Source organism: Heliobacterium chlorum, assembly GCF_014502795.1.
Classification (GTDB): Bacteria; Bacillota; Desulfitobacteriia; order Heliobacteriales; family Heliobacteriaceae; genus Heliobacterium; species Heliobacterium chlorum.
Genome location: NZ_JACVHF010000012.1, coordinates 72,646 through 94,558 on the forward strand (window position 1 = coordinate 72,646; position 21,913 = coordinate 94,558).

Annotated in this window: 24 protein-coding genes; 22 read left to right on the forward strand and 2 right to left on the reverse strand. The window is 54.3% G+C overall.

The features are described from left to right. Positions 1-18 precede the first annotated feature (18 nt). The 21 genes from H1S01_RS12310 to H1S01_RS12410 all read left to right on the forward strand — a co-directional run bounded on the left by H1S01_RS12310 (position 19) and on the right by H1S01_RS12410 (position 19,493). Positions 19-1,095, forward strand: a complete 1,077-nt coding sequence (locus H1S01_RS12310; RefSeq protein WP_188040758.1) for a chemotaxis-specific protein-glutamate methyltransferase CheB — start codon at positions 19-21, stop codon at positions 1,093-1,095. A gap of 11 nt (positions 1,096-1,106) precedes the next feature. Continuing rightward, a complete protein-coding gene (locus H1S01_RS12315; protein ID WP_188040759.1) occupies positions 1,107-1,895 on the forward strand; it encodes an STAS domain-containing protein in 789 nt (262 codons plus the stop codon). A gap of 17 nt (positions 1,896-1,912) precedes the next feature. Then, the gene (locus tag H1S01_RS12320; protein WP_207732311.1) at positions 1,913-2,296 is read left to right on the forward strand and encodes an STAS domain-containing protein; all 384 of its coding nucleotides are present in this window, start codon (positions 1,913-1,915) and stop codon (positions 2,294-2,296) included. After that, a complete protein-coding gene (locus H1S01_RS12325; RefSeq protein ID WP_188040761.1) occupies positions 2,296-2,694 on the forward strand; it encodes an ATP-binding protein in 399 nt (132 codons plus the stop codon). The genes H1S01_RS12320 and H1S01_RS12325 overlap by 1 nt, the downstream gene beginning before the upstream one ends. A gap of 25 nt (positions 2,695-2,719) precedes the next feature. Beyond that, positions 2,720-3,700 carry an anti-sigma regulatory factor gene (locus tag H1S01_RS12330; RefSeq protein WP_188040762.1) on the forward strand — a complete coding sequence of 327 codons (981 nt, stop codon included), beginning with the start codon at positions 2,720-2,722 and terminating at the stop codon, positions 3,698-3,700. Next, positions 3,700-5,034 carry a sensor histidine kinase gene (locus H1S01_RS12335; RefSeq protein ID WP_188040763.1) on the forward strand — a complete coding sequence of 445 codons (1,335 nt, stop codon included), beginning with the start codon at positions 3,700-3,702 and terminating at the stop codon, positions 5,032-5,034. The genes H1S01_RS12330 and H1S01_RS12335 overlap by 1 nt, the downstream gene beginning before the upstream one ends. Then, positions 5,031-6,458 carry an Hpt domain-containing protein gene (locus H1S01_RS12340; RefSeq protein ID WP_188040764.1) on the forward strand — a complete coding sequence of 476 codons (1,428 nt, stop codon included), beginning with the start codon at positions 5,031-5,033 and terminating at the stop codon, positions 6,456-6,458. Before H1S01_RS12335 ends, H1S01_RS12340 begins: the two co-directional genes overlap by 4 nt. 12 nt (positions 6,459-6,470) lie before the next feature. Next, positions 6,471-6,881, forward strand: coding sequence for a response regulator (locus tag H1S01_RS12345; protein WP_155476540.1), 411 nt, complete (start codon positions 6,471-6,473; stop codon positions 6,879-6,881). Positions 6,882-6,897: 16 nt separating this feature from the next. Further along, a complete protein-coding gene (locus tag H1S01_RS12350; RefSeq protein ID WP_188040765.1) occupies positions 6,898-8,829 on the forward strand; it encodes a HEAT repeat domain-containing protein in 1,932 nt (643 codons plus the stop codon). Continuing rightward, the gene (locus H1S01_RS12355) at positions 8,813-9,640 is read left to right on the forward strand and encodes a CheR family methyltransferase (RefSeq protein ID WP_155476538.1); all 828 of its coding nucleotides are present in this window, start codon (positions 8,813-8,815) and stop codon (positions 9,638-9,640) included. Before H1S01_RS12350 ends, H1S01_RS12355 begins: the two co-directional genes overlap by 17 nt. Positions 9,641-9,651: 11 nt before the next feature. Continuing rightward, the gene (locus tag H1S01_RS12360; RefSeq protein WP_155476537.1) at positions 9,652-10,035 is read left to right on the forward strand and encodes a response regulator; all 384 of its coding nucleotides are present in this window, start codon (positions 9,652-9,654) and stop codon (positions 10,033-10,035) included. A gap of 3 nt (positions 10,036-10,038) precedes the next feature. Further along, entirely contained in the window at positions 10,039-12,711 is a 2,673-nt protein-coding gene (locus H1S01_RS12365; protein WP_188040766.1) for a chemotaxis protein CheA, read from the forward strand. Next, complete coding sequence (locus H1S01_RS12370; protein ID WP_188040767.1) at positions 12,704-13,084, forward strand: response regulator; 381 nt, start codon at positions 12,704-12,706, stop codon at positions 13,082-13,084. The genes H1S01_RS12365 and H1S01_RS12370 overlap by 8 nt, the downstream gene beginning before the upstream one ends. A gap of 42 nt (positions 13,085-13,126) precedes the next feature. Beyond that, entirely contained in the window at positions 13,127-13,606 is a 480-nt protein-coding gene (locus tag H1S01_RS12375) for a chemotaxis protein CheX (RefSeq protein WP_188040768.1), read from the forward strand. After that, positions 13,603-14,058 (forward strand): chemotaxis protein CheX, encoded by a 456-nt coding sequence (locus H1S01_RS12380; RefSeq protein ID WP_188040769.1) that lies wholly within the window; start codon positions 13,603-13,605, stop codon positions 14,056-14,058. The genes H1S01_RS12375 and H1S01_RS12380 overlap by 4 nt, the downstream gene beginning before the upstream one ends. Before the next feature lie 86 nt (positions 14,059-14,144). After that, positions 14,145-14,507, forward strand: coding sequence for a response regulator (locus H1S01_RS12385; RefSeq protein ID WP_188040770.1), 363 nt, complete (start codon positions 14,145-14,147; stop codon positions 14,505-14,507). Between the two features lie 28 nt (positions 14,508-14,535). Further along, positions 14,536-14,967, forward strand: coding sequence for a chemotaxis protein CheW (locus H1S01_RS12390; RefSeq protein WP_188040771.1), 432 nt, complete (start codon positions 14,536-14,538; stop codon positions 14,965-14,967). Positions 14,968-14,995: 28 nt separating this feature from the next. Then, the gene (locus H1S01_RS12395; protein WP_188040772.1) at positions 14,996-17,065 is read left to right on the forward strand and encodes a chemotaxis protein CheA; all 2,070 of its coding nucleotides are present in this window, start codon (positions 14,996-14,998) and stop codon (positions 17,063-17,065) included. 3 nt (positions 17,066-17,068) lie between these two features. After that, on the forward strand, positions 17,069-17,410 hold the full coding sequence (locus tag H1S01_RS12400) for an STAS domain-containing protein (RefSeq protein ID WP_188040773.1): 342 nt from the start codon (positions 17,069-17,071) through the stop codon (positions 17,408-17,410). A 31-nt stretch (positions 17,411-17,441) separates the two neighbouring features. Beyond that, positions 17,442-19,040, forward strand: a complete 1,599-nt coding sequence (locus tag H1S01_RS12405; RefSeq protein WP_188040774.1) for a methyl-accepting chemotaxis protein — start codon at positions 17,442-17,444, stop codon at positions 19,038-19,040. 27 nt (positions 19,041-19,067) lie between these two features. Beyond that, positions 19,068-19,493, forward strand: coding sequence for a DUF192 domain-containing protein (locus H1S01_RS12410; RefSeq protein WP_207732312.1), 426 nt, complete (start codon positions 19,068-19,070; stop codon positions 19,491-19,493). A gap of 74 nt (positions 19,494-19,567) precedes the next feature. Here H1S01_RS12410 and H1S01_RS12415 read toward each other — a convergent pair whose 3' ends face one another. Then, positions 19,568-21,103: an adenylate/guanylate cyclase domain-containing protein gene (locus tag H1S01_RS12415; protein WP_188040775.1), complete on the reverse strand. Its 1,536-nt coding sequence runs from the start codon at positions 21,101-21,103 to the stop codon at positions 19,568-19,570. 18 nt (positions 21,104-21,121) lie between these two features. Next, on the reverse strand, positions 21,122-21,262 hold the full coding sequence (locus H1S01_RS12420) for a hypothetical protein (RefSeq protein WP_188040776.1): 141 nt from the start codon (positions 21,260-21,262) through the stop codon (positions 21,122-21,124). 255 nt (positions 21,263-21,517) lie between these two features. Here H1S01_RS12420 and groES point away from each other — a divergent pair, with 255 nt between their 5' ends. After that, on the forward strand, positions 21,518-21,802 hold the full coding sequence (groES, locus tag H1S01_RS12425) for a co-chaperone GroES (protein WP_188040777.1): 285 nt from the start codon (positions 21,518-21,520) through the stop codon (positions 21,800-21,802). Positions 21,803-21,913 lie beyond the last annotated feature (111 nt).

Below are 21,913 nucleotides of genomic sequence, written 5' to 3' on the forward strand. Positions count from 1 at the left end.
CAGCGGCAGGGATGAACAGTGAATAGAATAAAAGTTCTCGTAGTAGACGACTCAGCCATGATGCGCAAAGCAGTCCGGCAAATCTTAGAGACAGATCCCGATATCGAAGTGATCGGAACGGCCCGGGACGGGGAGGACGCCCTGCGCAAGGACCAGGAACTGCACCCCGATGTGATCACCTTAGATATCAACATGCCTGTTATGGACGGACTCACCTCGTTAACGCTTCTTCTCGAACAGCACCCCGAGGTGCAAGTGGTCATGGTCAGTTCTCTGACCCAAGAGGGGGCGATCACGACCTTTGAAGCGATGGAACTGGGGGCATTCGATTACGTGGCCAAACCGTCCGGTACCGTATCATCGAACCTTCACGTAGTAGGCCGGGAACTGATCGCCAAGGTAAAGGGAGCAGCGCAACAGAAGCGCAGACGGCGGCGAACGGCTCTAGGCTTGACCCGACCTGCTCCGGCAGTGAAAAAATCGGTACCTATCGGCGAAAATCGGGAAACATCCTTTCGGAAAGTCGTCGTCATCGGCGTTTCGACGGGGGGACCGGGTACGTTGATGGAAATCCTGCCACAGCTTCCGGCGAACTTAGACGCCGCCCTCATCGTCGTCCAGCATATGCCGCCCACCTTTACGGCTTCCTTCGCCAAACGACTTGATGATTATTGCCCCTTGTCCTTTCGGGAGGCCAAGGCGGGAGACAAGCTAGCGCGGGGAGAGGGGATGGTAGCCCCGGGGGGCTACCATCTCGTCCTTAAAAAAAACGCCTTGCGGGATGATGTCATGGTCCGGCTCACATCTCAGCCAGAAAAGAGCCTCTTTATCCCGTCGGTCGATGTGACCATGAACTCTGTCTTGGAGCTCTTTGGCCGGCGCACCGTCGGCGTGCTGCTCACTGGCATGGGCTCCGACGGCGCCGAGGCGATGGTTCGGATCCGGCAGGCCGGTGGGATTACCATCGCCGAGGATCGTTCTACGGCTGTCGTCTACGGTATGCCCCGCGAAGCGATTGAGCGGGGAGGAGCGGAAATCGTCGCCCCTTCCTACAACATCGCCAAAGAGATTGTCAAAGCCGTAAACCGAATATAGGAGGCAAATTGATGAGCGTAAAAGGCCAAGAAGCCTTTACCCTTTGGTTATCGACAGTCCAAAAAACCCCTTGGGTCACCCGGGGTGTGGTCTCTATTGAAGAGACGGAACGGTTGGGCCGCGCTCTTTGGGAAGGGATGTTCCTGGCCGCCTCTACAGGCTGTCTCCCAGAAGTGCTGCAAAAAACGCTGCAAGAAATCTCGGTGATGGGAAGCCGAAATCATTTGACTCCCACAGAAACCGCCCAGTTCGTTTTTTCCATGCGCCCCTATATCGAGGATATGGTTCGCGGTCAAGGCGACAACCTATTCATGACCCTGCTTGATGAAGCCGGCTTGTATGTTTTTGAAGTGTATTTAAAGAGCCGGGAAGCAGTCATCCTCAACCAGCGCCAAGACCTGCTGGAACTTTCCACACCGGTCATCCGCCTCTGGGATGGGATTTTGGCTGTTCCCCTCATCGGCACCATGGACAGCAAACGGACCCAGCAGATCATGGAGAAATTGCTCAATATGATTGTCGATACAGGTGCTCGCGTCACCATCCTCGATATCACCGGCGTGCCGACCGTAGATACCTTGGTGGCCAATCACATTTTGAAAACAGCGGCAGCGGTACGCCTGCTCGGCGGCAGCCTGATCATCACCGGCATCAGTCCCGCCATCGCCCAGACGATGGTCTATATGGGAGTCGATTTAAGCTCCGTCATCACTCGCGCGGTGATGCAAGACGGGATTGCCCTAGCGCTCGACATGCTGGATAAGGAAATCGTTCTGAAAAGCCACAGCACAGCGGGGTGAGCCGGCAGGAGGGTAACGTGGAAAAAACATCGATTGTAAAAATTCAAAACGTGCTCATCGTGACGCTGCAAGGAGATATTGACGATCATTCCGCCCAGGAATTACAGCAGGAAATCCTTCAATCGGTCATTCACCACCAAGTGAGTGGAGTCGTCATTGAAGTCTCTCAATTAAAGCTTGTCGATTCATATATGGGACGAATCCTGTCGGACACGGCCCGGATGATCCGGCTGATGGGAGCGGAAACCTTGTTGGTGGGACTCCGCCCGATGGTGGCGATCACCATCGTCGAGATGGGTTTGAGTATTGAAGGGGTCAAAACAGCACTCAATCTGGAGGATGCGCTGGAGGTACTCAAGGGGGGACGAGCCGCTGCTCCATCCTTGGGGAGGGATGGTTGATGACCAACCGGGTAGATATTCAGAGGGAGCCAGATGTGGTCCTGGCTCGCCAAGCGGCCCGGCGAGCGGCGATCGAAATGGGCTACTCGCTGGTTGATCAGACCCGGATTACCACCGCCGTCAGTGAACTCGCCCGCAATATCTTTCTCTATGCCGGTCGTGGTTGGATGGAGTACCGGCAAGTCGCGCGCAGCGATCAAGGGAAAGGACTGGAGTTTCTTTTTCAAGATGAAGGTCCTGGCATCGCTGACATCGATCTGGCCATGACGGTGGGCTACACCAGCGGCGGCGGCTTGGGCATGGGACTGAGCGGCAGCCAACGTCTCATGGACGAATTCGAGATTCAATCCCGCCTGGGCGAGGGAACGACCATTCGGATCGTCAAATGGCTGGGGTAAAACAACGAACTGGGGTGAGGGGACGATGCCGGAGATTAGGGTTCACGGTGCCGATGATGTCGGCACAGCCCGGCGCCAAGTTCTCGAGTACTGCCGCTCTTTACCCTTTACCATGCAGGAACTCGGGCAACTCGCTATCATCGTGACCGAATTGGCGACCAACTTGGCCAAACATGCCTCTGGCGGCGGGGTCATTCGCTTAGAAACGATCGGCGATCGAAAAGGGTTGATCCTGCAATCGAGCGATCAGGGACCGGGAATTCCAGATGTTTCGCTGGCCCTTCTCGATGGGACACCGTCAACCGCCAGTTTAGGCGGCGGCCTGGGCGCCATGCGGCGTCTGTCAGACCAGTTTTCGATCCAAAGCGAACCATCGGGAACGGTCGTCACGGTGAAAAAGTGGGTTGAAGGAATCCCCACGCAGCGGCTGACTGTAGGTGTCTATTCTCGACCCCACCCGGAGTACGGCGTCAGCGGGGAGGGATTTTTCGTCCGGCAAGATGCCCACCGGCCGACGATAGCCCTTTTTGATGCAAGCGGTCGCGGCACGACTGCTTACCAGAACAGGCTGCGGATGGAACGAACCCTTTGGGACCTGCAAGGCCTTTCCTTGCTGGAGATCATGGGGGAGACGCACCGGCAAATGATGGGGGCAGCGGAGAGGGCTCTCTTCCTCGCCCAGGTGGATTACAGACAGGAAACCCTGAATTATGTGGGGGTGGGGCCGATACAGGCTCAATTGCTGACCCCAGATGGGCACGTACCCCTGAAGCGAACGGAAAGATGGAAGGGACTGGATGTGCTGTCGCTGACTCTCAACCAAGAAAGGTGGACTGCCGAATCCATTTTGGCTGTTACCACAGCAGGGGCGGTGGTCGATTGGGAGCAGGTTCACTATAGGTCGATCCAAGGGGGCAAGCCGGGGCAGCTATGCCGTCAATGGGTGGAACGGTGGGGCCGAGATGATGACGAGGCGACCATATTGATCGCCCGGGATGAACGATGATGACCAGTATGGATCTGAAAATGCCCGCCCAGGCCGGCGATGTGATGCCCGAGCTGGTGAAACTGCTGCAGCACTCCGGCATAGAGGCAGAGGTGATCTTTCGCTGTTCGGTCATCGTATTGTGGCAGCTCAGCATGGCCGGGGTAAAAAAGCAAGAGCCGTGGCGAGGAAGAATCAGCAAAGAACAACACCGGCTGTTGTTGACGAGCCGCGTCGATATGGAAAGGGGCTCCCTTCCGCCTCTATCAGCGCCGATATTCGACAGCTGTTGTCCCAATGGAGTCACTTCCATCGTCGAAACAGGGAGTTGGGAGCTGCAGATCTCCCTTGGGACTGAGGACAGGCGGAATCTGATCAGGGAAGAAAAAAGCGAACCGGAAGGCTGGCCGATTATCGTCGATGTGCTGCAGCAGATGATCGGCCGCATGAACCAGATGCAAAAAGAAGTAGCCGACTTAACGCAAGAACTGCTGCTCACCAGCCAGGGAGTGATTGCGCTGGTTCAAGAGATGCAGTGCAACCCCGACGGTTCTACTTTTGAAGAGCGGGTAAAAGCGAATAAGGAACTGGTGCGACGGCTCCAGGAAAAAGAGAAGGCTTTACAGCAGGCCGACCGTCTCGCTACGATCGGTCGCCTGGTGGCCGGTGTGGCTCATGAGATCAACAATCCCCTGACCTTCATCAAGGTCAACTCGGAATTACTGCGCCGGTATCTTGCCAAACAACGCACAGGAGATCCCTTGGAAGAGGAAATTCTTCGGGCCAACCAGGCCATTTTTCGAGGTGTCGATCGCATCGCCGCTATCGTGAGCGGCTTAAAATATTTTTCCCGCCAAGAGCGAGGCGAAAAAGGGCCTGTCCGATTGGCCTCGTGCTTACAGGATGCGTGGATGCTTGTATCCAGTGATAGTTCCCTTTCTAGGCATGTCCGGTTGATTGGGGATATCCCCGATGAACTCATCGTTCGGGGAAACGCCCAGCAGTTAGAGCAAGTGCTGATCAATCTGATGCATAACAGCCTGAAAGCGATTCAGCGGGGAGATCAAAGAGCGGGAGAACTGACCGTAAGAGCCGGTTATGACGAAGACCGGAACGACCGGGTAATCATAGAAGTCAGTGATAACGGCTGCGGTATCGGTGCAGCCGAACTGTCGAAAGTGTTTGAGCCCTTTTACACCAATGATAACAAAGGAACCGGCTTAGGGCTGTCCATCGTGCAGGGCATTATCACGGAACATGGGGGGACGATCACCGTGTCCAGCGACGGGGACAGCGGTACGACCTTTACGATTCGATTGCCAGCAGGAAGACTGGCTGAGGGGGATTCACCGTGAACTTTCCTCCAGGAGAAGCGGAGTTCATCGAAGTATTCTTTGCCGAGACCCGTGAGATGTTGGTCGATGCGGTCGATCAACTGCTCGCTGCCGAAAAAACAGGGGCGCCTGTTCAGGCCGTACCGGCCTTGTTTCGAGCTTTTCACAGCATCAAAGGCGGTGCCCAATCGCTGGAGATGACCCAAATGGCTGAACTGGCTCATCGCATGGAAGATTGGCTGGAACCGGTCCGGCAAGGAATCGGCGATGCCGATACCACTATGGTCAACGGGGTCTTACAAGCAACTGATTTAATGGAATCGTACCTGGATATCTATCAGCACGGTGGCTCCTGGGACACAGTAGCGGAACGACAGAGGCAATTCTTATCGGAACTGCCACGGCTGGAAGCGGTCAAGCCTACAAGGGCATGGGGCAGCCATAAGGTGATGGTCGATGTGGCCATTTTGAGCCGAGGAGAGGAAATACCGCCAAGTAAACTCCCGGCAGGCATCGTGGACGGCGGTCCTTTATTCTACCTACAGGTGAAAGTGGATACAGAGACACCGATGCCGCAGGTTCGCCACTACCTGATCGTCGAACGGTTGAAGGAATTAGGTGCCGTCTTGCACTGCCATCCCGATCCCAAGCACTGGGAAGAGGGCTTCCATGGGGAAATCCCCTTGTCGGTCCTCATCCAAACGAAGGCTCATCGCGATGACGTCCGCAAAGCTTGTGATGTGGGAGATGTGCTCGAAATTTATTTGACCGAACTCAATGAACAACTTGCTGCGGTCACCCCCTATCCATCGTTGGAGCAGATCGATCAGCTCGTTCATTGGATGATGGAAGCGGGGCGAGAACTTACCCGGACGGACGGAACGGCCAGCCGGTTTCGGGAAGATGTAGGCCGGCTTTCCCAGTGGGATGGATTTTCTCAGGGCGATGAGTGGTACCCAGGCGGGGAGCGGCAGTGGAAAATTCGCCTCTACCTGTTGATGGACACGATCCCCGTGGAGTTGACCGATAAAAATCGGGAGCGTTTTTGCCGAATGGCCCGGAACAACTTAAAGACCCTATGGGACGGCCTATATGGTGCGCTCTGTAATCAAAGGTATTTCTACAGCCTGCCGTTAGAGAAGGGGACCCTCGTAGAGGGTATCGCCGATGACGTCTGCCGGAAGATCGACGAGGGGACGATGCGCCGGGTCATCGTGGACATCAGTGAGAAGGAAATCCTGGAAGGGAAGGATATTCACTGGCTCCGTCAGCTTCAGGGACAGATTGTCGCACGAGGCGGGCAAATGGTCCTTCTTTCCCAAGGCCTCTATTCCTCTCGCCATAACAACATTCTCGATGCGGCCGGTGAACTGGCTGAGGGACTTTGCCTGTTCAAACATCCCTATGAAGCTTGCTGCAGCCTGGAAAAGACGGTGAAACGGTAAGGAGGGTTCAGGATGTATCCAGAGATCCAAATCCTATTGGTGGACGATGAAGAAGAGCTGGTCCTGAGTTTGCAACGGATACTCCAATTGGAAGGCTATTCGGCCGATTACACCACGTCGCCCTTGACGGCGATTGAGAAGATTAAAGAAAAAAAATACCACATCGTATTGGCCGATATCGTCATGCCGGAGATGGACGGGATTGAATTGCTGGCGGCCCTAAAGGCCTATGATCCGCTCGTTCAGGTCATCATGATGACGGGCTACTCCACGATGGATAAGACCGTCCGATGTCTTGAAAAAGGGGCGAATGATTACCTGCTTAAACCCTTCCCCGACTTAGACCGGGTGATGGAAGCAGTTCGGTTGTCCGAAGCGAAGCTGCGGCGCTGGTGGGAAAGCATGCGGGGAAACTTTGCCTAGGGATGGGGTGGTTCATGTGATCCGAGAAGCGAAACGGCGGCTCAAGAGTGAGCGGGAATCGGAACGCTGTGAAGCCGTAGAACTGCTGTCTCAAATGGGACATGTCAGCGGGACTGAACTGCTGGTACAGCAGCTAGAGAGGGAAACTTCGGCCTATGTGCGCCGCAGAATCATTCGCACCCTGGGAGAAATGCGAAACCACCGGACGGCGTTGATGGTGAGTCGGTTACTGTCCTCATCGGAAGCGGCGGTACGCAACGGCGCCTTAGAAATTCTCTGTTCCTTGCAAAAGGTGGCACTGCCGGTCCTGGCGGAATTGATGACAGAGGAATCGCGGGATCTACGGAAGATGGCTGTCGAGGCCTTAGGGGCGATTGCCTGCGAAGAAGCCTTTCCGTTGTTGGTGACGGCCCTGAGCGATGACGATCCGAATGTAGCGGCCAGCGCCGTTGAGTCTTTGGGACGCCATGGCGATGGACGAGCCGTTCCGTACCTGCAAGCGTTGCTCCAAAGAAGCATCAGTGCCTGGCTGGCCTTTGCTGTCATCGAAGCGCTGACCCAGTTAGGGGACGCAGCAGCCATGGAAGATATCGATCGCTATCTGCGGCAGAGCGGCGGTACGAGTCGTGAGCGGGCCGCCTTAGCGGGGATTTGGGCGGTTGCTGCCGGAAAATTGGGCTTTCGGGAGCAATTGCCGCAAGCCTGGGAGTTGTATCTCAGCGGGGAACTGACCTCCCGGGAGATGATCATGCTGATGTCTCAATGGCAACTGCGAGGGATCGATGTCGGACCGTCCCACGGGCCTATGGAGACGCTTATCGCCCAGCAGTTGGAACAAGGCGGGCGGGAGGAAAGCCTCGCAGCGGCTCACTTGGCTGCGCAGAACCTCCCCCATCTGTTGTACATACACTTACCCCTGTTAAGCGAGCGTATCGGGAAAGAAGAAGAGGGTCTCAATGAGCTGATTGTTCCGCTGTTGAAGGCAGGACCTTCGGCATCCCGGGTGACGGCCCTGCTCGACGGAGCAGACTCGTCGATGAAACGACTGCTCCTGTCTGTGGCGGAGAAGTCGATGCTGATTCTTCCTCTAGAACGGCTCAGAGCCTTTGCAGGAGATTCCGACTTGTCCATCGTCCGGTTAGCGGTCGCGCAGGCTTGGCGCTGCGGCAGCGAAGCTGAGGAATTTCTGGCTGAAATGACGCACCATCGGGACCCCGAAACGGTTTTATCAGCCTTATCCGGTCTGGGCTTGCTCGGCGGTGAAAAAGCGAACCCCTTGTTGCTGAAAGCTTTGGAACACTCCGACAGCCGGATCCGGCGCCAAGCCGTCGATACGCTGACGATGATCGGGACGCCGGGTTTACATCAGGAACTGAAGCGGCAAATGGATCATTGTCCCGAAAAGTTCTGGCCGGACATCTTGGAAGTGATGACGGCGCAAGAAGAGGCTCCCCTAGCGGAAGCCTTTTTACGGGCCTCTTTGGTTGCAGACCGGGAAATCCGCTCCCAGGTAGCCCGCATTTGCCGGCTCATCCGCAGGGACGATGCCTTTTTATCGGTTATGGAGACCCTGGCCAATGATCCCGAGCCAGAAGTGCGCCGCATGGCCATCACCAGTTTGGCCGCCCGGAGCGGTGACGGGGTCTACCGGATCTTGGCCTACCTCTACGAACACGATCCTTGTACCAGCCACCGCTACTACATCTTCACCTGTTCCGAGATCTACCGTCATCGAGAGACCTTCGACTGGCTGGTAGAGAATCTGGAACAACCGGATCGATTGCTGCAACTGGCTGCCGTCCGCGGCATGACGAAAATGGGGGCAGCAGGACGGGACTATTTAGAAGCGCTCCTCGATTCACTGCCGAATGATGAGGAGGAATTGAAACAAATCATCGGACAGGAATTGGACAGAAACGGGGGTTATACCCTTGACGCTAACAGCTGAGCTTTATGGGCGCTATGTAGAGTTGATCTACAAAAAGACGGGAATGTGGTTTGAAAACCATAAGCTCTATTATGTCGAAAAGCGGCTCAGCGAGCGGATGGAAGAATTGAATATGACCTGTTACCGCGATTACTATCAATTTCTTAAGTTCTCGAACGACCCGGCGGAGATGGAACTGCTGATCAACCGGATCACCGTCAACGAAACCTACTTTTTTCGTGATTTTCCCCAACTGGCTGGATTTGCCGAAGCGGTGCTGCCCCTGATGGTAAGAGAAAAACTTGCCTCCGGTGAAAAAAAGTTGAAGATCTGGAGCGCCGGTTGCTCCACCGGAGAAGAACCGTACACACTGGCCATCATTTTGCTGGAGATGCTGCCAGAACCGAATGAATGGAAGATTGAGATCCAAGCGACCGATATCAATACGCGGGTCCTCGCGGCAGCAAGGCGAGGCTACTACAATTCCCGTTCTGTCAAAGATGTGCCACCGGAATACCTGGAACGATATTTCACCCGTCGCCTGGACATGTATCTGCTCAACCTCAATGTGCGGAGCATGGTGAACTTCAAATACCTGAATCTCATGGACCAAAAGGAGATGAAGGACCAGGTGGGGTTTGATTTTATATTTTGCCGCAATGTCCTCATCTACTTCAGCAATGAATCACGGCTGAAAGTGCTGGAGAGTTATTACCGCTCCCTTCGCAGCGGGGGATATGTCTACTTAGGACATTCGGAGTCTGTTGGTCGAATCACAGAAGCCTTTAAGATGCGGCGTATCGATGGGAACATCGTTTACTACAAACCGTAGGGGGTGACGATGTGGCGCGAATACTTGTGGTGGACGATTCCGCGATGGTCAGAAAATACCATGCTTTTGTCCTCACTTCTTTAGGATTCGAGGTTTTCCAGTCGGAAGACGGCTGTTTGGCTCTGGAAACGATGTTGAAAGAGTCCTTAGACCTGATCATCACAGACATCAACATGCCCCGTATGGACGGGTTTCAGTTTATCGCAGAGATCCGGAGCATGCCCGCGTACCGGGAAACACCCGTCATCATTGTGACCACCCAGGACCATCAAGAAGATGCCGATCGTGGGGTAAAAGTGGGAGCAAACGTCTATTTCATCAAACCGACAGAACCGGAAAAGTTGGTCGATTCGGTTCGACGCCTGCTGGATGGGAAGTCCGGAAAGGAGGCCTAGACGATGCAGTATCGCTTTAGCGCGGATGACGTAGAAATGCTGCAAGCCTTTATCGAAGAAGCGGGCGAATACCTGCAGCGTGTGGAAGAAGAACTGCTGAAATTGGAAGTGTCCGATGGGACACCGGGGGTACTTAACGATATATTCCGCCAGGTTCATACGCTCAAGGGGCTGGCATCCTTTTTTGGGTTTGCCGAGATCACTCGACTCAGCCACCAGGCCGAATATGTACTCGACGCATTGCGGTCAGACCGGATTCAACTGAATAGTTCCATCGTGGAACTGCTGTTGAACGCCGGCGATGCTTTGGGGGAAATGATCCGCTTGCTGCAGGAATCCTGCGAAAAGTGGAATGCCGGCACCGTCTTGGAGATTGAATTGACCTGCAGTCAAGACGTGGAGAAGCTGATCCAAGATTTAGAATCGATCATACCGCCGAAACCTTCCGCCTCCGGTGGAGCAACAGCTTCCACAACGGTTCAGGATTCCTCAGAACCTGAAGGGGGAACGCCCTCTGACCGTGAGAATGCCGAAAAGGGGACGGAAACGGAAGCGTCAGTGGGACAAGCATCTAATGCTCCCAATGCTCCGAATGTAGCGGTGGTACAAGAAGGATCAGATCTCCCAGTCGCTTCCGATAGGAACCTAGTGACCGTGAACCAAGACACCCATATAGATCGGGAACTCATGGCGCTGGTGAAGGGCCAGGCGAGCGCAGCGGCGGCAGAGAACTTTCTCACCGATGCCGACGAACATTCGGAGATCATTTGCGGCAAACTGCTGATCGACTTAGACGGCAACCCCGGTGACATGGCGGCCCTGGCCGATCTATTCCGACGAGTACATACCCTCAAGGGAAACTTAGGCTTATTGCTCAGTTTTCAAGGGCCCGATGCTCCCTTGCGGACGGCAGCAAAAGAAACGATGGAAGTGTTCCAACGCATGGAAGAATTGCTAGAGAAGATGCGCACCCTCCGTCTCCCTGTCCCGGTTTGGGTTACCGACATCTGCTTTGCCTGTATGGATGCGTTACAACGGTTGATGGCGATGATGCGAAGTGGTCAGATGGAAGCGGACCCAGCTAACCCGCCCTTGCTGAAAGAACTAGCCGCAGCCCGAGAACGTCTCGACGCGGAAACGTCGACGGTCCCCTTGCAGAACGAGTCAACCCTGGCGGCGCCTGGGGAACCTGAAAAGTCGAAGCAGAATGATCGGGAGCTATCACCGATTGGTATGACGAATAGTACGGACCATAAAACTGACAAATCTCCCTCTGAACAGGTATCCGCAGGAGATCGTGGTGATAGGAGCCTAAACACTACCCCCGGCGAAGATAAGAGCAATCGCGCCTCTGAAAAAACGCAAGGGGACAGCGGCGGCAGAAACAATGCCAAGGACGGTTCTCCGAGTTGTCCTTCAAAACGGACCGGTTCCGACAGCATCCACGGCACGACGGGTCATTCCATCCGGGTGAGTGAAGAAAAAATCAATCGCCTCATGAACGCCATCGCCGAACTGGCCGTCACCAAGAACGCCTTCAGCCAGATTGCGCGCAAGCTGATGATGGAGCATAACCTGCCTGTCATTTCCCGGGAGGTCAAAGACGCCGGTCAATGGGTGAGCCGCATATCGGCCGAACTGGAAGACGCGATTATGGCGATGAGGATGACAGAAGTTCGCACCGTCTTTCAGAAGTTCCCCCGCGTGATCCGGGATATCGCCTTACAGACAGGCAAGCGCATCAGCCTGATAATGGAAGGGGAAGACACGGAGCTCGATAAGACCATCATCGATCAGATCGGCGACCCTCTCATGCATCTGGTCCGGAACGCTGCCGACCATGGCATCGAGCCCGAATCAGAGCGCATCGCCAAGGGCAAAGACCCGCAAGGGCGGGTCTGGTTGCGAGCCTACAGCCGTGGAAAATACGTCTTTATCGAGATCGAAGACGACGGCAAAGGGTTGAATCCGCAGGCCTTAAAAGAAAAAGCCGTCGAAAAGGGATTCATCACGGCAGCCCAGGCTGAGGACATGAACGAGACCCAAGCCTATCAGCTCATTTTCCTTCCCGGGTTCAGCACTGCCAAGGCCGTTTCAGAGATTTCGGGCCGCGGCGTCGGTATGGATGTCGTCCGCAACAACATCACCGCACTGCGGGGAACCATCTCCATATCGAGCCAACTGGGAAAAGGGACGAAGTTAGTCATGCAGCTTCCTTTGACCTTGGTCGTATCGCGGGGCCTCATGGTGGAAGTTGCTGATCAAATGCTCATTTTGCCTTTAGACAACGTACTGGAAACGTTAAAAGTGCCCGGCGAACGCCTACTGATGTATCGAGGTCGTAAATTGCTTCATCACCGGGGAGAAGTCCTTGGCGTCGTCTCTCTAGCCGAGGTTATCGGGATGGGGCAGGAAGAATTGACCGAACGAACGCCCGTTGTCATCGTGACCGATGGACATGTGAAAGTGGGATTGATCGTGAACCGGTTGATCGGCGAACAAGATGTGCTGGTCAAGCCGCTGCCCGATTACCTGTCGTCGCTCCCCGGCATGGGCGGCGGCACCATCATGGGCGACGGTCGAGTCGCTTTGGTCATGAACCCCATCGAACTGATCAAAATGGCGACAGGAACCATCCATAAAAACATACTGAAAGGTGACGAAAATGATGGCTGAAAATCAAACACAAAAGCGAATCATGCTGGTGGACGATTCCCCATTTATCCATAAAGCGCTCTCCAAGGCCTTAGTTCCAGCGGGATACGAAATCTGTGGGACCTTCCGCAACGGTCTACAGGCAGTAGAGGCATACGGAAATCTGCTTCCCGACCTGTTGATCATGGATATCACCATGCCGGTCATGGACGGAGTCCAAGCGGCCCGGGAAATCACGGCGCGCTACCCCGGCGCGAAAATCGCCATGTTGAGCGCCATGGGCGATGAAGACATTCTCACGGAGGCGAAAGAAGCAGGGGCGCTCGGCTTCATGACAAAACCCTTTGCCAACGAAGAGCTCTTAGCTGCGGTGAGCGATTATTTGACCAAGTAAACCACAACGTAAAACAACAATATCACAAGGGGGAACGGAATCATGGGAGGGGAATACCTAGCCAATCTGGCGGACAGCTTGGTGAACGTGATGGATAAAATGGCCGGTTTAACCTGTGAATGGAGTGAAAAGGCGCCCCAACTGCCGGCGATCACCGAAGGGGTCACCGTCGTGTCTCTGCTCGGTTTCACTGGTGCAGAGAAGGGTCGCGTCGTCATGGAGATGGATATTGAAACAGCGCAAAAAGTAGGGGAGGCCTTAAACCAAGAGGAGCTGGGGCCCTTCGACAAGATGATTTTTTATGCGCTATCGGAGTTGAGCAATATCTTCTGCGGTGCTGCGATCACGCAGATCAACAACGGCCCTCGGCGTCCTGGCCTCCGGCTCACACCGCCCAACATTCTCGTCGGCGAAGGCTTGGAGATATTCGGGGAACGAGCCCACCTCGAGACGGCCTCTGTCTTCTGGGAAGGCGGCCTTATCTACATACACCTGAGCACGGAAGGAGGCGCCACCCTATGATCCGAGAACACCTGCAAGTGTTTGCCAAAGCATCGAGCGATGTTTTAGCGAGTTTAGGCGTGCAGGCGGTCCACCAGGCTCCCTTGGCGCTGCCCGATTCTTTTTTTAGCCGCTATGACCTGGCAATCATCGTCGGGTTGGCCCGGGATCTGCGCGGTTCTGTCGTCTACAGCATGGCCACTGAGACGGCGCTGGCCCTAGCCGGTCAGATGATGGGAGGAATGTCTCTTCCCGGCCTCGACGAGATGGTGAAAAGCGCTGTCTGTGAATTGGGCAATATGTGTGCTGGTTCCTCCGTCTGTAACCTCCCCGGTCTCACCGCCGACATTACGCCGCCAACGCTGATCACGGGCAGCAAGCTGGCCATCATGGCCGGATCGGACAACGTGCTCATGACGGAAATTGCGACCTCTGTGGGTATGGTCGAAGTTCGCCTCGGGTTAGAAGAGTAGGAATCATCGTACAAGAAAAAAACTGAACAGTTAGATCTTGTTGTTTCTTGAAATTAACGATATCTTTAACATAGGGGGAGTACACTTTGGCTAAGCGTGTGCTCATTGCCGATGACGCCTTATTCATGCGAATGAAGCTTAAAAGGATCGTAGAAGGATTAGGCCACCAGGTCGTCGGAGAGGCAGCTAACGGTCGAGATGCGGTGGAGCAGTTTCTGAGTATACGACCAGACCTCGTTCTAATGGACATTACCATGCCGGACATGGATGGTATCGCGGCATTAAAAACCATACGCACCTCCGACTCGACTGCTTCCGTGGTGATGGTTACGGCCATGGGGCAAGAGGTGTATGTGATGGATGCAATCCGAGCTGGAGCGAAAGATTATGTGATCAAACCATTTGAAGAAGAAAGAGTCAAAGCCGTACTCCAGCGACTAGTCGGATAAAAAGCGCCTGTTGGAAGGAGGAGACCCATTGGATCCCTTTCAAATCGTCACTTTTTCTCTCGGTAGAGAATCCTACGGCATACCGATCGAACGAGTTCGCGAGATCATCCGCCCTACGCCGATCACGCTCATCCCACATACCCCCCCATATGTGTTAGGCCTGCTAAATTTGCGGGGCAATGTCATACCGGTCATCGACCTTCGCCTTCGACTTCACATCACGCCAGAAGGTGAGGCGAAAAACAACCGGATCATCGTCGTCGACATCGACGGGGTGGTCGTCGGTATGATGGTCGATGCCGTCTCCGCCGTGATGACGGTCCAGGAGGATATGCTGACCGACACTCCCGATATGCTCTGTGAAATCGATGATGAATTTATCAATAAGGTCATCAAAACGGATCGGCGCTTGACCGTGCTTCTCAATCTACAGGCCATGGTCTACCCAAAAGCCGGATAAGCTGACCGTTGTTGGGGGGGAGGATCTGTTGAGCGGCGATAACTTTATGGACGAGTACATGGACTTGTTCTATTCCGAAGCTAAGGAACAATTGGATATTCTTTCGAGGGATCTCTTGTCGATCGAATCGGGAGCATCGAACCAGGAAATGATCCACGAGATGTTTCGAGCCGCCCATACCTTAAAAGGTGCCAGCGCGATGGTAGGGTTGAACAACGTCACGGAGATCACCCACAAAGTAGAGGATCTGCTGGGAAAAGTCCGGGAAGGGGAGCGAGTTCTCGGCGCGAAAGACATCGATACGATTTTTAGCGCCCTCGATTTCATTCAAACATCCATCTTTGAGCCCGATGGCATCGATCCGGCCAAAATGGCGGAGCTGTCGGCCGCGCTGGAAACAGCGATGAAGCAGCCCGCAGAACAACCGGTCGTTCCCGATACGGCAGAGCGGATCGAGGAAGCCCGTCAGCGGATAAGCGCTCTTTCCCAAAAGGTGACAGAAATCCAAGCGGTCTTTACGCCGGACTGCTTTATGAAATCAGTGCGAGCGTTTCTCCTTACGAACAACCTCAAAGAATTCGGGGAAGTCCTCGAAACCGTGCCGACGTGGCAAGAGCTTGAGCAGAATGAAACCGCCTACGGCGAGGTTATCATCTTTTTCGAATGGCAGCGGGGCAGCCGGGACGAATTGGAACGAGCCCTCAATATCACCGATATCCAGACGGTGACGATTCAAAAAGCAGTGTCGCGATCAGTTCCCGAAGAGTCCCATTCGGAAGGGCAACCTGCCAAAGAACAGGACCATGCCCAAGAACAACAGCCACAGACAGAACGACAGCAGGCCCATCGCCCGGAGTCCACTCCGGTTCAGCCGCATCACCCAGAGACGGCCGAAGCGAAAGGCGCCGAGTACATAAAGATTGAGGCTAAGCGATTAGACCTGCTGATGAACCTCATCGGAGAACTGCTCATCAGCCAGGCCCGTTTTTCTCGCCTGCAGGAGACTTATGTCGAGGAGCATGGGCACACCCCATTTGCGATTGAAATGGCTGAAGAGACGCACCAACTCAGCCGGGTGACGACACAGTTGCAGGACGGCTTGATGAAAGCCCGCATGATGCCCATCGGCGGCGTCTTCAGCCGCTATCCGCGCATCGTTCGTGACTTGGCGAAAAAGGAGAACAAAAAGATCACCCTGGTCATGGAAGGTCAGGATACGGAGATGGACAAGTCGGTCCTCGACCTGATCGGTGATCCACTGATGCACCTCATCCGCAACGCTGTCGATCATGGGATTGAAACGCCAGAGGAGCGCATTCAGGCCGGAAAGCCGGAGGAAGGCACGGTCCGGCTGCGAGCCACTCATGAAGGAAGCCGCATCGTGATCCAAGTCGCCGACGACGGTAAAGGGATTGACGAACAAAAAGTTCTGGCCAAAGCGCGCAAGCTGGGACTGGTCCGGGACGACCAATCCCTTTCCCGCCAAGAGATCTTCGATCTGCTTTTTGCACCCGGTTTTAGCACGGCCGAGAAAGTGACCGATGTATCGGGCCGCGGTGTCGGCATGGATGTGGTCAAGCGGGCCATATCGGGGCTGAACGGCATCATTGAGACCCAATCGGAAGTAGGGCAAGGGACGACCTTCTCCCTGCAACTGCCGATCACCTTAGCCATCATCCAAGGCTTACTGGTGAAAGTGGAAGGGGAGACGATGATCATCCCTCTCGACAATGTGCTGGAAAGCTTTCAATTGCGGGAAGGTGAAGTGGAGTCGATCGGCGGTAAGGAGGTCTTTACGGTTCGAGGCCGCGTAGTGCCGCTCCTTCGCCTCCAGTCGGCCATGCAGATACCGCGCGATAGTGAGAAAATGCGGCGAAAATACCGGTCCGTCGTCATGGTCGGTTTGGCCGAACGGCGCCTCGGGCTGGAAGTGGACGCCTTGCTGGGGAAAAAAGAAATCGTCATCAAGGCCATTCATGCCCCTTGGCTCAATCTCGATAAGTTCGCCGGAGCGACGATTCTTGGAGATGGACGGGTAAGTCTGATTTTGAATATCGGCAGCTTGTTTCGTCGAGGGGAAATAAATCGAGGTGACTAATGAATGTTAGAGTATGAGATCAAAGAGCGCGGTTCTGTGCAGGTCATCCGGTTTTTTGGCAGTATCGGTGTCGGTGATGCCCACCGGATCAAAGAAGCGCTCTTTCAGCTTCCTGTGGGAAATACACAATTGGTGATCAATCTGGGCGTCAGCTTTATCACCAGTGAGGCCATTGGTCATCTCATTTACATCTACAAGCGCTATCGAGAAAAAGGGGGGAAAATGGTACTCTGCAACCTTTCCCAATCGGTACGCCAAGTGTTGGAAATCACCCGACTCGATAAATTGCTTCCCCTCGTCGATTCGGAGGAAGCAGCGATTGCTATGTTAACCGAAAAAATATAGTACCGGAACAAATCGTCAGGGGGGTAAGCGTATGAACGCCCTTTCACGCATGAAGGTAGGAACGCGGATTCTCAGTGTCATCGTTTTTGTCTGTTTCATTACGATGGCTGTCGGAGCCTATGGACTTTCAAATCTTGGGAAAATCAACGATCAACTCAATGATATGTATGCAAACTCCCTGTTGCCGGTTCGATATTTAGGGGAAGCGAAGTCCAGCATCCAGCAGTTCCGTGTCTCCGTCTACAACCACATCATCTCCACAGACAAGCGGGAAATGGACGATTGGTATGCCCGCTCGAAACAGTACTCCAAAAACGTGGAAAATAACCTGGCTGCGTACGGTAAGACCGATTTGACTGATGACGAAAAGCGGATGCTCAATGACGTAAACAATACGTGGGCCTCATATATGGAAGTTTGCGAACGAATATTTCAGACGAGTTTTATCGGCACGAATGAAGCTAACGCTCAGGCACTCTCCTTAGCCCGTAACGAAGGACGAACGAAAGCGCTCGCCTTAGATGAAAAAGTGGAACAACTCGTCGACTTTCAACTAAAACTCGCTGACAAGACAAAAAAAGCAACGGATGAACAATATGCGTCGGCACGGACGACAACGATTGTAGTCATTCTGGCCGCCTTCGCCCTCTCCCTGGGCATCGGAGTCCTTCTGTCTCGCAGCTTATCGCGTCCCCTCGGTGAATTGGAGCATGTGGCCAGCCAAATCGCCAAAGGCGATCTGACGAACGAGGTTGCAAAACGAGACGGTTCGGACGAGATCTCTTCCCTGTCCCGGTCGATCCAGCAGATGGCTGAAAACTTGCGGGCTTTCGTCCGCCATGTGCAACAGGGCGCCGAAACGGTCGCCGCTTCCAGCCAGCAGATCTCTGCATCGTCCCAGGAAGTGGCCAGCGGCGCTCAAGCCCAAGCCCAGGAAGCCCAGTCCCTGACCGCCATGATGAATGACATGTCCGGAGCGGCCACACAGGTGGCCAATTCGGCGCAAAAAGCGGCCCAGTCGTCAGAAGGAGCTGCCCAGGCCACCTTGGACGGCGGTAAGATCATCGAACAGACCGTGAAAGGGATGGATCAGATCTCTGATAACGTCTTGCTGCTCGGTCAAAACTCCGAAAAAATCGGCGAAATCGTTGAGATGATCGATGATATCGCCGCCCAGACGAATCTCTTAGCCCTCAACGCAGCGATCGAAGCGGCCCGGGCCGGTGACGCCGGCAAAGGCTTCGCCGTCGTCGCCGATGAAGTGCGCAAACTGGCCGAACGGTCCGGCACGGCGACCAAAGAGATTGCTGCATTGATCAAAACGATCCAGGCAGTCACCGGGAAAGCCGTCGATGCGGCCAACAGCGGCCGGGAATTGACTGGTGCCGCCGGAGAGGCGTTCCAGCGAATTGAGGATCAAGTCAAACGGACGGCCGTGGAAGTCGGCGAAATCGCTGCCGCCTCCGAAGAACAGGCGGCGACGACAGACCAGGCCTCCCGGGCTGTCCAAAACGTGGCCGCCATCGCCGAGCAGTCCTCGGCCGGTGCCCAGGAGACGGCCAGCGCGATTCAGTCGATGGCCCAGTTGGCTACCGATTTGCAGTCTGCAGCAGCAAAATACAGAGTTTAAGCATAAGAAAAAAGCATGCCGAGGGGCATGCTTTTTTCTTATGCTACGCAAATCGCTATTGAATTGGGGGAGAAGCCCATGGGCATGGGACCGACGTACCGTGCCGCCGTCTTTCTAGGGGTCCACGGCTATCGAGAACTTGACATATGGGTCACTCATGCTACTTCAGTAGAGGAACGGCAAAAGGGACTGCTGGGAGAGTGGGCCCTTCCCCCGGAGCGGGGACTGTTGCTGACCCCTTGCAGTCAGATCCACACCGTTGGAATGGCCTTTCCCATCGATGTTATCTATCTTACCTCGGAAGGCTACATTCTCGACATGGACATCCAGATGGTACCGGGCAAATGGGGACGCCTTCGGGAAGGTTGCGATCACTGTCTCGAACTGTCGGCAGGCCGGGCGAGAGCACTGGGGCTTTTACCGGGAATGAGATTGGTTTTTTTACCGATATAGACGCTTATGCCGCTGTACCGGCACCATCGGGGAATAACTATGATTCCTTTTCTGGATGGATAGGCAGGAGCAGACTAATTGCCGAAACTCGTGCCGAGCAGCGCCCGCCACTTCGCCCTCGATTGGAAGGGCTGGTTTTGCTGGGCTAGCGTCACCGCCTCGGTAGCCGTTTGCAGCGATGATGTGAGCAAGCGTCCAAACTGATTGAAGGAGGTCGGATTCGTCCAGAGGTAACCGTCTAGGTAGGAGACGGGATCGCCCGGATCGGGAATAAAGGGTTTTTTATGTTGACTGAAGATCTGGTGGACATAACGGAACCAGGTATATACCCCTTCCGGGGTCGGTTCCAACTGGACTTTTCGCAATAGTAGATCGGTCAGCATTTCCAGGTGGAGGGCGTGAAGGATCCGGCAGTTCGTTCGCTGCCATGCCTTCAAGAGCCGGATCAGGGCCAAAAAGCTGCTGCCGTTTCGCTGCAGCGCCCCTTCCATCCACTTATCGGAGGCGGTCGGATCTCGCGGCACCCACATATCCGGTCCGAGGGGAACATAATAGCTATCGCGATCGTCGACGGTCGATATCAACACAGGGTGGATCCGGTACTCTTCTTCCGCACCGATGGAGAGGTACAACCGGTGCATCTGCAGTTCCTTAAAGCCCGTTTCCGCTAGTGCATTTTGCACCTTTAACAGCAAATCGGTCACCGGGGGGACTTTGGGCTCTTGTCCCGGGATAAAGAGCAGAATATCGATCGCCTTTTGCGGGCGGATCATGGTCCCACGGGCGAAAGAACCGCTAAAGGTAACCCGTTTAAAGGGAAAATCGTAGGTATCCTGCAGCGCATTGGACACATTCTGCAGTGTGGCGTAGTTTCTCTCGACCTCTTCCGACTTTAAGGCGATACGGCGGAGAAAGCGCTCAAAGAGCTCATCGGACGACTGCATCGGTTCGAGATAGGTCTTGACCAACGGTGACAATGCGATGGGAGAGATGGAAGGGATCGACGGGGACGGCGATTTCTGCGGCGATTCAGAAGGTAACTCGTCAGCGAAACCGAGAGCGCCGAGGGAAAGCTCGTAAAGCGCCATCGTCGAGAAACCTTTCAGTTCTCGGAGTCCAAGAAACTGGTAGATGATATTATCAAAGCTTTTAAACAGAGGTTTTAGAATCGAAAAGGTGGCTTCGTCGAGCACGATCTGAGAGGGGCCGGCATAACCGCAAAGCCGTGCCGCCAAGTCCACCGAGGCGCCTAAATAGTCTGCCGCCGGTGTCCAGACCGGTATGACGAGACCAAAACTGATGCCGATTTTCGTCCGGTAGGTCAAATTTTGTTTATGGATCATGTGCTTGACTTCCAGCGCCGCTAACGCTGCGGGAAGCGGGTTGGGAAAGACCGCATAGATGGCATCGCCAATATGCTTTACCACCTGGCCGCCGTATTTTTGAACGACTCGCGCACAGAGTTCATTGTGACGCAGGGCGACCGACACACCTTCCATCGCCCCTAACAGCTTTTTCAACAGTGCCGAGTCGACGAGATCAAAGAACACGTTACAGTAAGGCTGGCAGTTTTTTACCGAATCAAACTGAGGAAAAAGTTCTGTCTCCATCCCGTTCCCTCCGATTAGTCAAAGGATCCTCTGTAGTTTATCTTCTAATTTCTTCCCCTGTTCGTCGAATCCTTCAGAAATAGAGGAGCAAGTTAAAAACAGTTCCTCGATTCGTAAAAAAACAGTTCCCGAATGGGTAAAGTCACCGGCTTCAGGCAATTTCAAACTTCCTGGGGGACAAGAATGGAATCAGGCCCAAAAAAAATGTTTGAAGGTGTATATTGGCAAGAAGTACGGGAAATATTTATTTTCGGGAGATAATCGGCCGAGAACGACCGTGAGGGCGGTTGCATCCTATTGGGCCGCTCCCTATTATATTACTTGGGTGTTAGCACTCAATCATAGTGAGTGCTAACAAACATCCAAGCGAATATAAGTAAAAAACAAAATACTTTAAGGAGGGTACCGTTTCGTATGAACATCAAACCTCTAGCTGATCGGATCGTCGTGAAGCCCATCGAAGCGGAAGCCAAAACCGCTAGCGGTATCATCGTACCGGATACCGCCAAAGAAAAACCCCAACAAGGTGAAGTCGTTGCTGTCGGCATTGGCCGCCTGCTGGACAATGGCGAGCGCGCTGCTATGGAAGTCGCTGTCGGTGACAAAATCATCTACAGCAAATACTCCGGCACTGAAATCAAACTGGATGGCACCGAGTACCTGATCCTGAACGAACGGGACATCCTGGCGAAACTCTAAGCCGAACCCGTCGGCAAGATTTATCCCTAGATAGCATCCCTACTTATATATCAATCCTTCCCGGACTGTGATGTGAATCCTTTCGGCTTCAAACATAGCGGTTTCAAGGGG

Excerpts from the sequence above, each read along its gene's own strand:
- H1S01_RS12365 (WP_188040766.1), top strand. The coding sequence starts at position 10,039 with ATGCAGTATCGCTTTAGCGCGGATGACGTAGAAATGCTGCAAGCCTTT.
- H1S01_RS12330 (WP_188040762.1), top strand. The coding sequence starts at position 2,720 with ATGCCGGAGATTAGGGTTCACGGTGCCGATGATGTCGGCACAGCCCGG.
- H1S01_RS12405 (WP_188040774.1), top strand. The coding sequence starts at position 17,442 with ATGAACGCCCTTTCACGCATGAAGGTAGGAACGCGGATTCTCAGTGTC.
- H1S01_RS12410 (WP_207732312.1), top strand. The coding sequence starts at position 19,068 with ATGCTTTTTTCTTATGCTACGCAAATCGCTATTGAATTGGGGGAGAAG.
- H1S01_RS12325 (WP_188040761.1), top strand. The coding sequence starts at position 2,296 with ATGACCAACCGGGTAGATATTCAGAGGGAGCCAGATGTGGTCCTGGCT.
- H1S01_RS12400 (WP_188040773.1), top strand. The coding sequence starts at position 17,069 with ATGTTAGAGTATGAGATCAAAGAGCGCGGTTCTGTGCAGGTCATCCGG.
- H1S01_RS12370 (WP_188040767.1), top strand. The coding sequence starts at position 12,704 with ATGGCTGAAAATCAAACACAAAAGCGAATCATGCTGGTGGACGATTCC.
- H1S01_RS12415 (WP_188040775.1), bottom strand. The coding sequence starts at position 21,103 with ATGGAGACAGAACTTTTTCCTCAGTTTGATTCGGTAAAAAACTGCCAG.
- groES (WP_188040777.1), top strand. The coding sequence starts at position 21,518 with ATGAACATCAAACCTCTAGCTGATCGGATCGTCGTGAAGCCCATCGAA.
- H1S01_RS12345 (WP_155476540.1), top strand. The coding sequence starts at position 6,471 with ATGTATCCAGAGATCCAAATCCTATTGGTGGACGATGAAGAAGAGCTG.
- H1S01_RS12315 (WP_188040759.1), top strand. The coding sequence starts at position 1,107 with ATGAGCGTAAAAGGCCAAGAAGCCTTTACCCTTTGGTTATCGACAGTC.
- H1S01_RS12380 (WP_188040769.1), top strand. The coding sequence starts at position 13,603 with ATGATCCGAGAACACCTGCAAGTGTTTGCCAAAGCATCGAGCGATGTT.
- H1S01_RS12335 (WP_188040763.1), top strand. The coding sequence starts at position 3,700 with ATGACCAGTATGGATCTGAAAATGCCCGCCCAGGCCGGCGATGTGATG.
- H1S01_RS12375 (WP_188040768.1), top strand. The coding sequence starts at position 13,127 with ATGGGAGGGGAATACCTAGCCAATCTGGCGGACAGCTTGGTGAACGTG.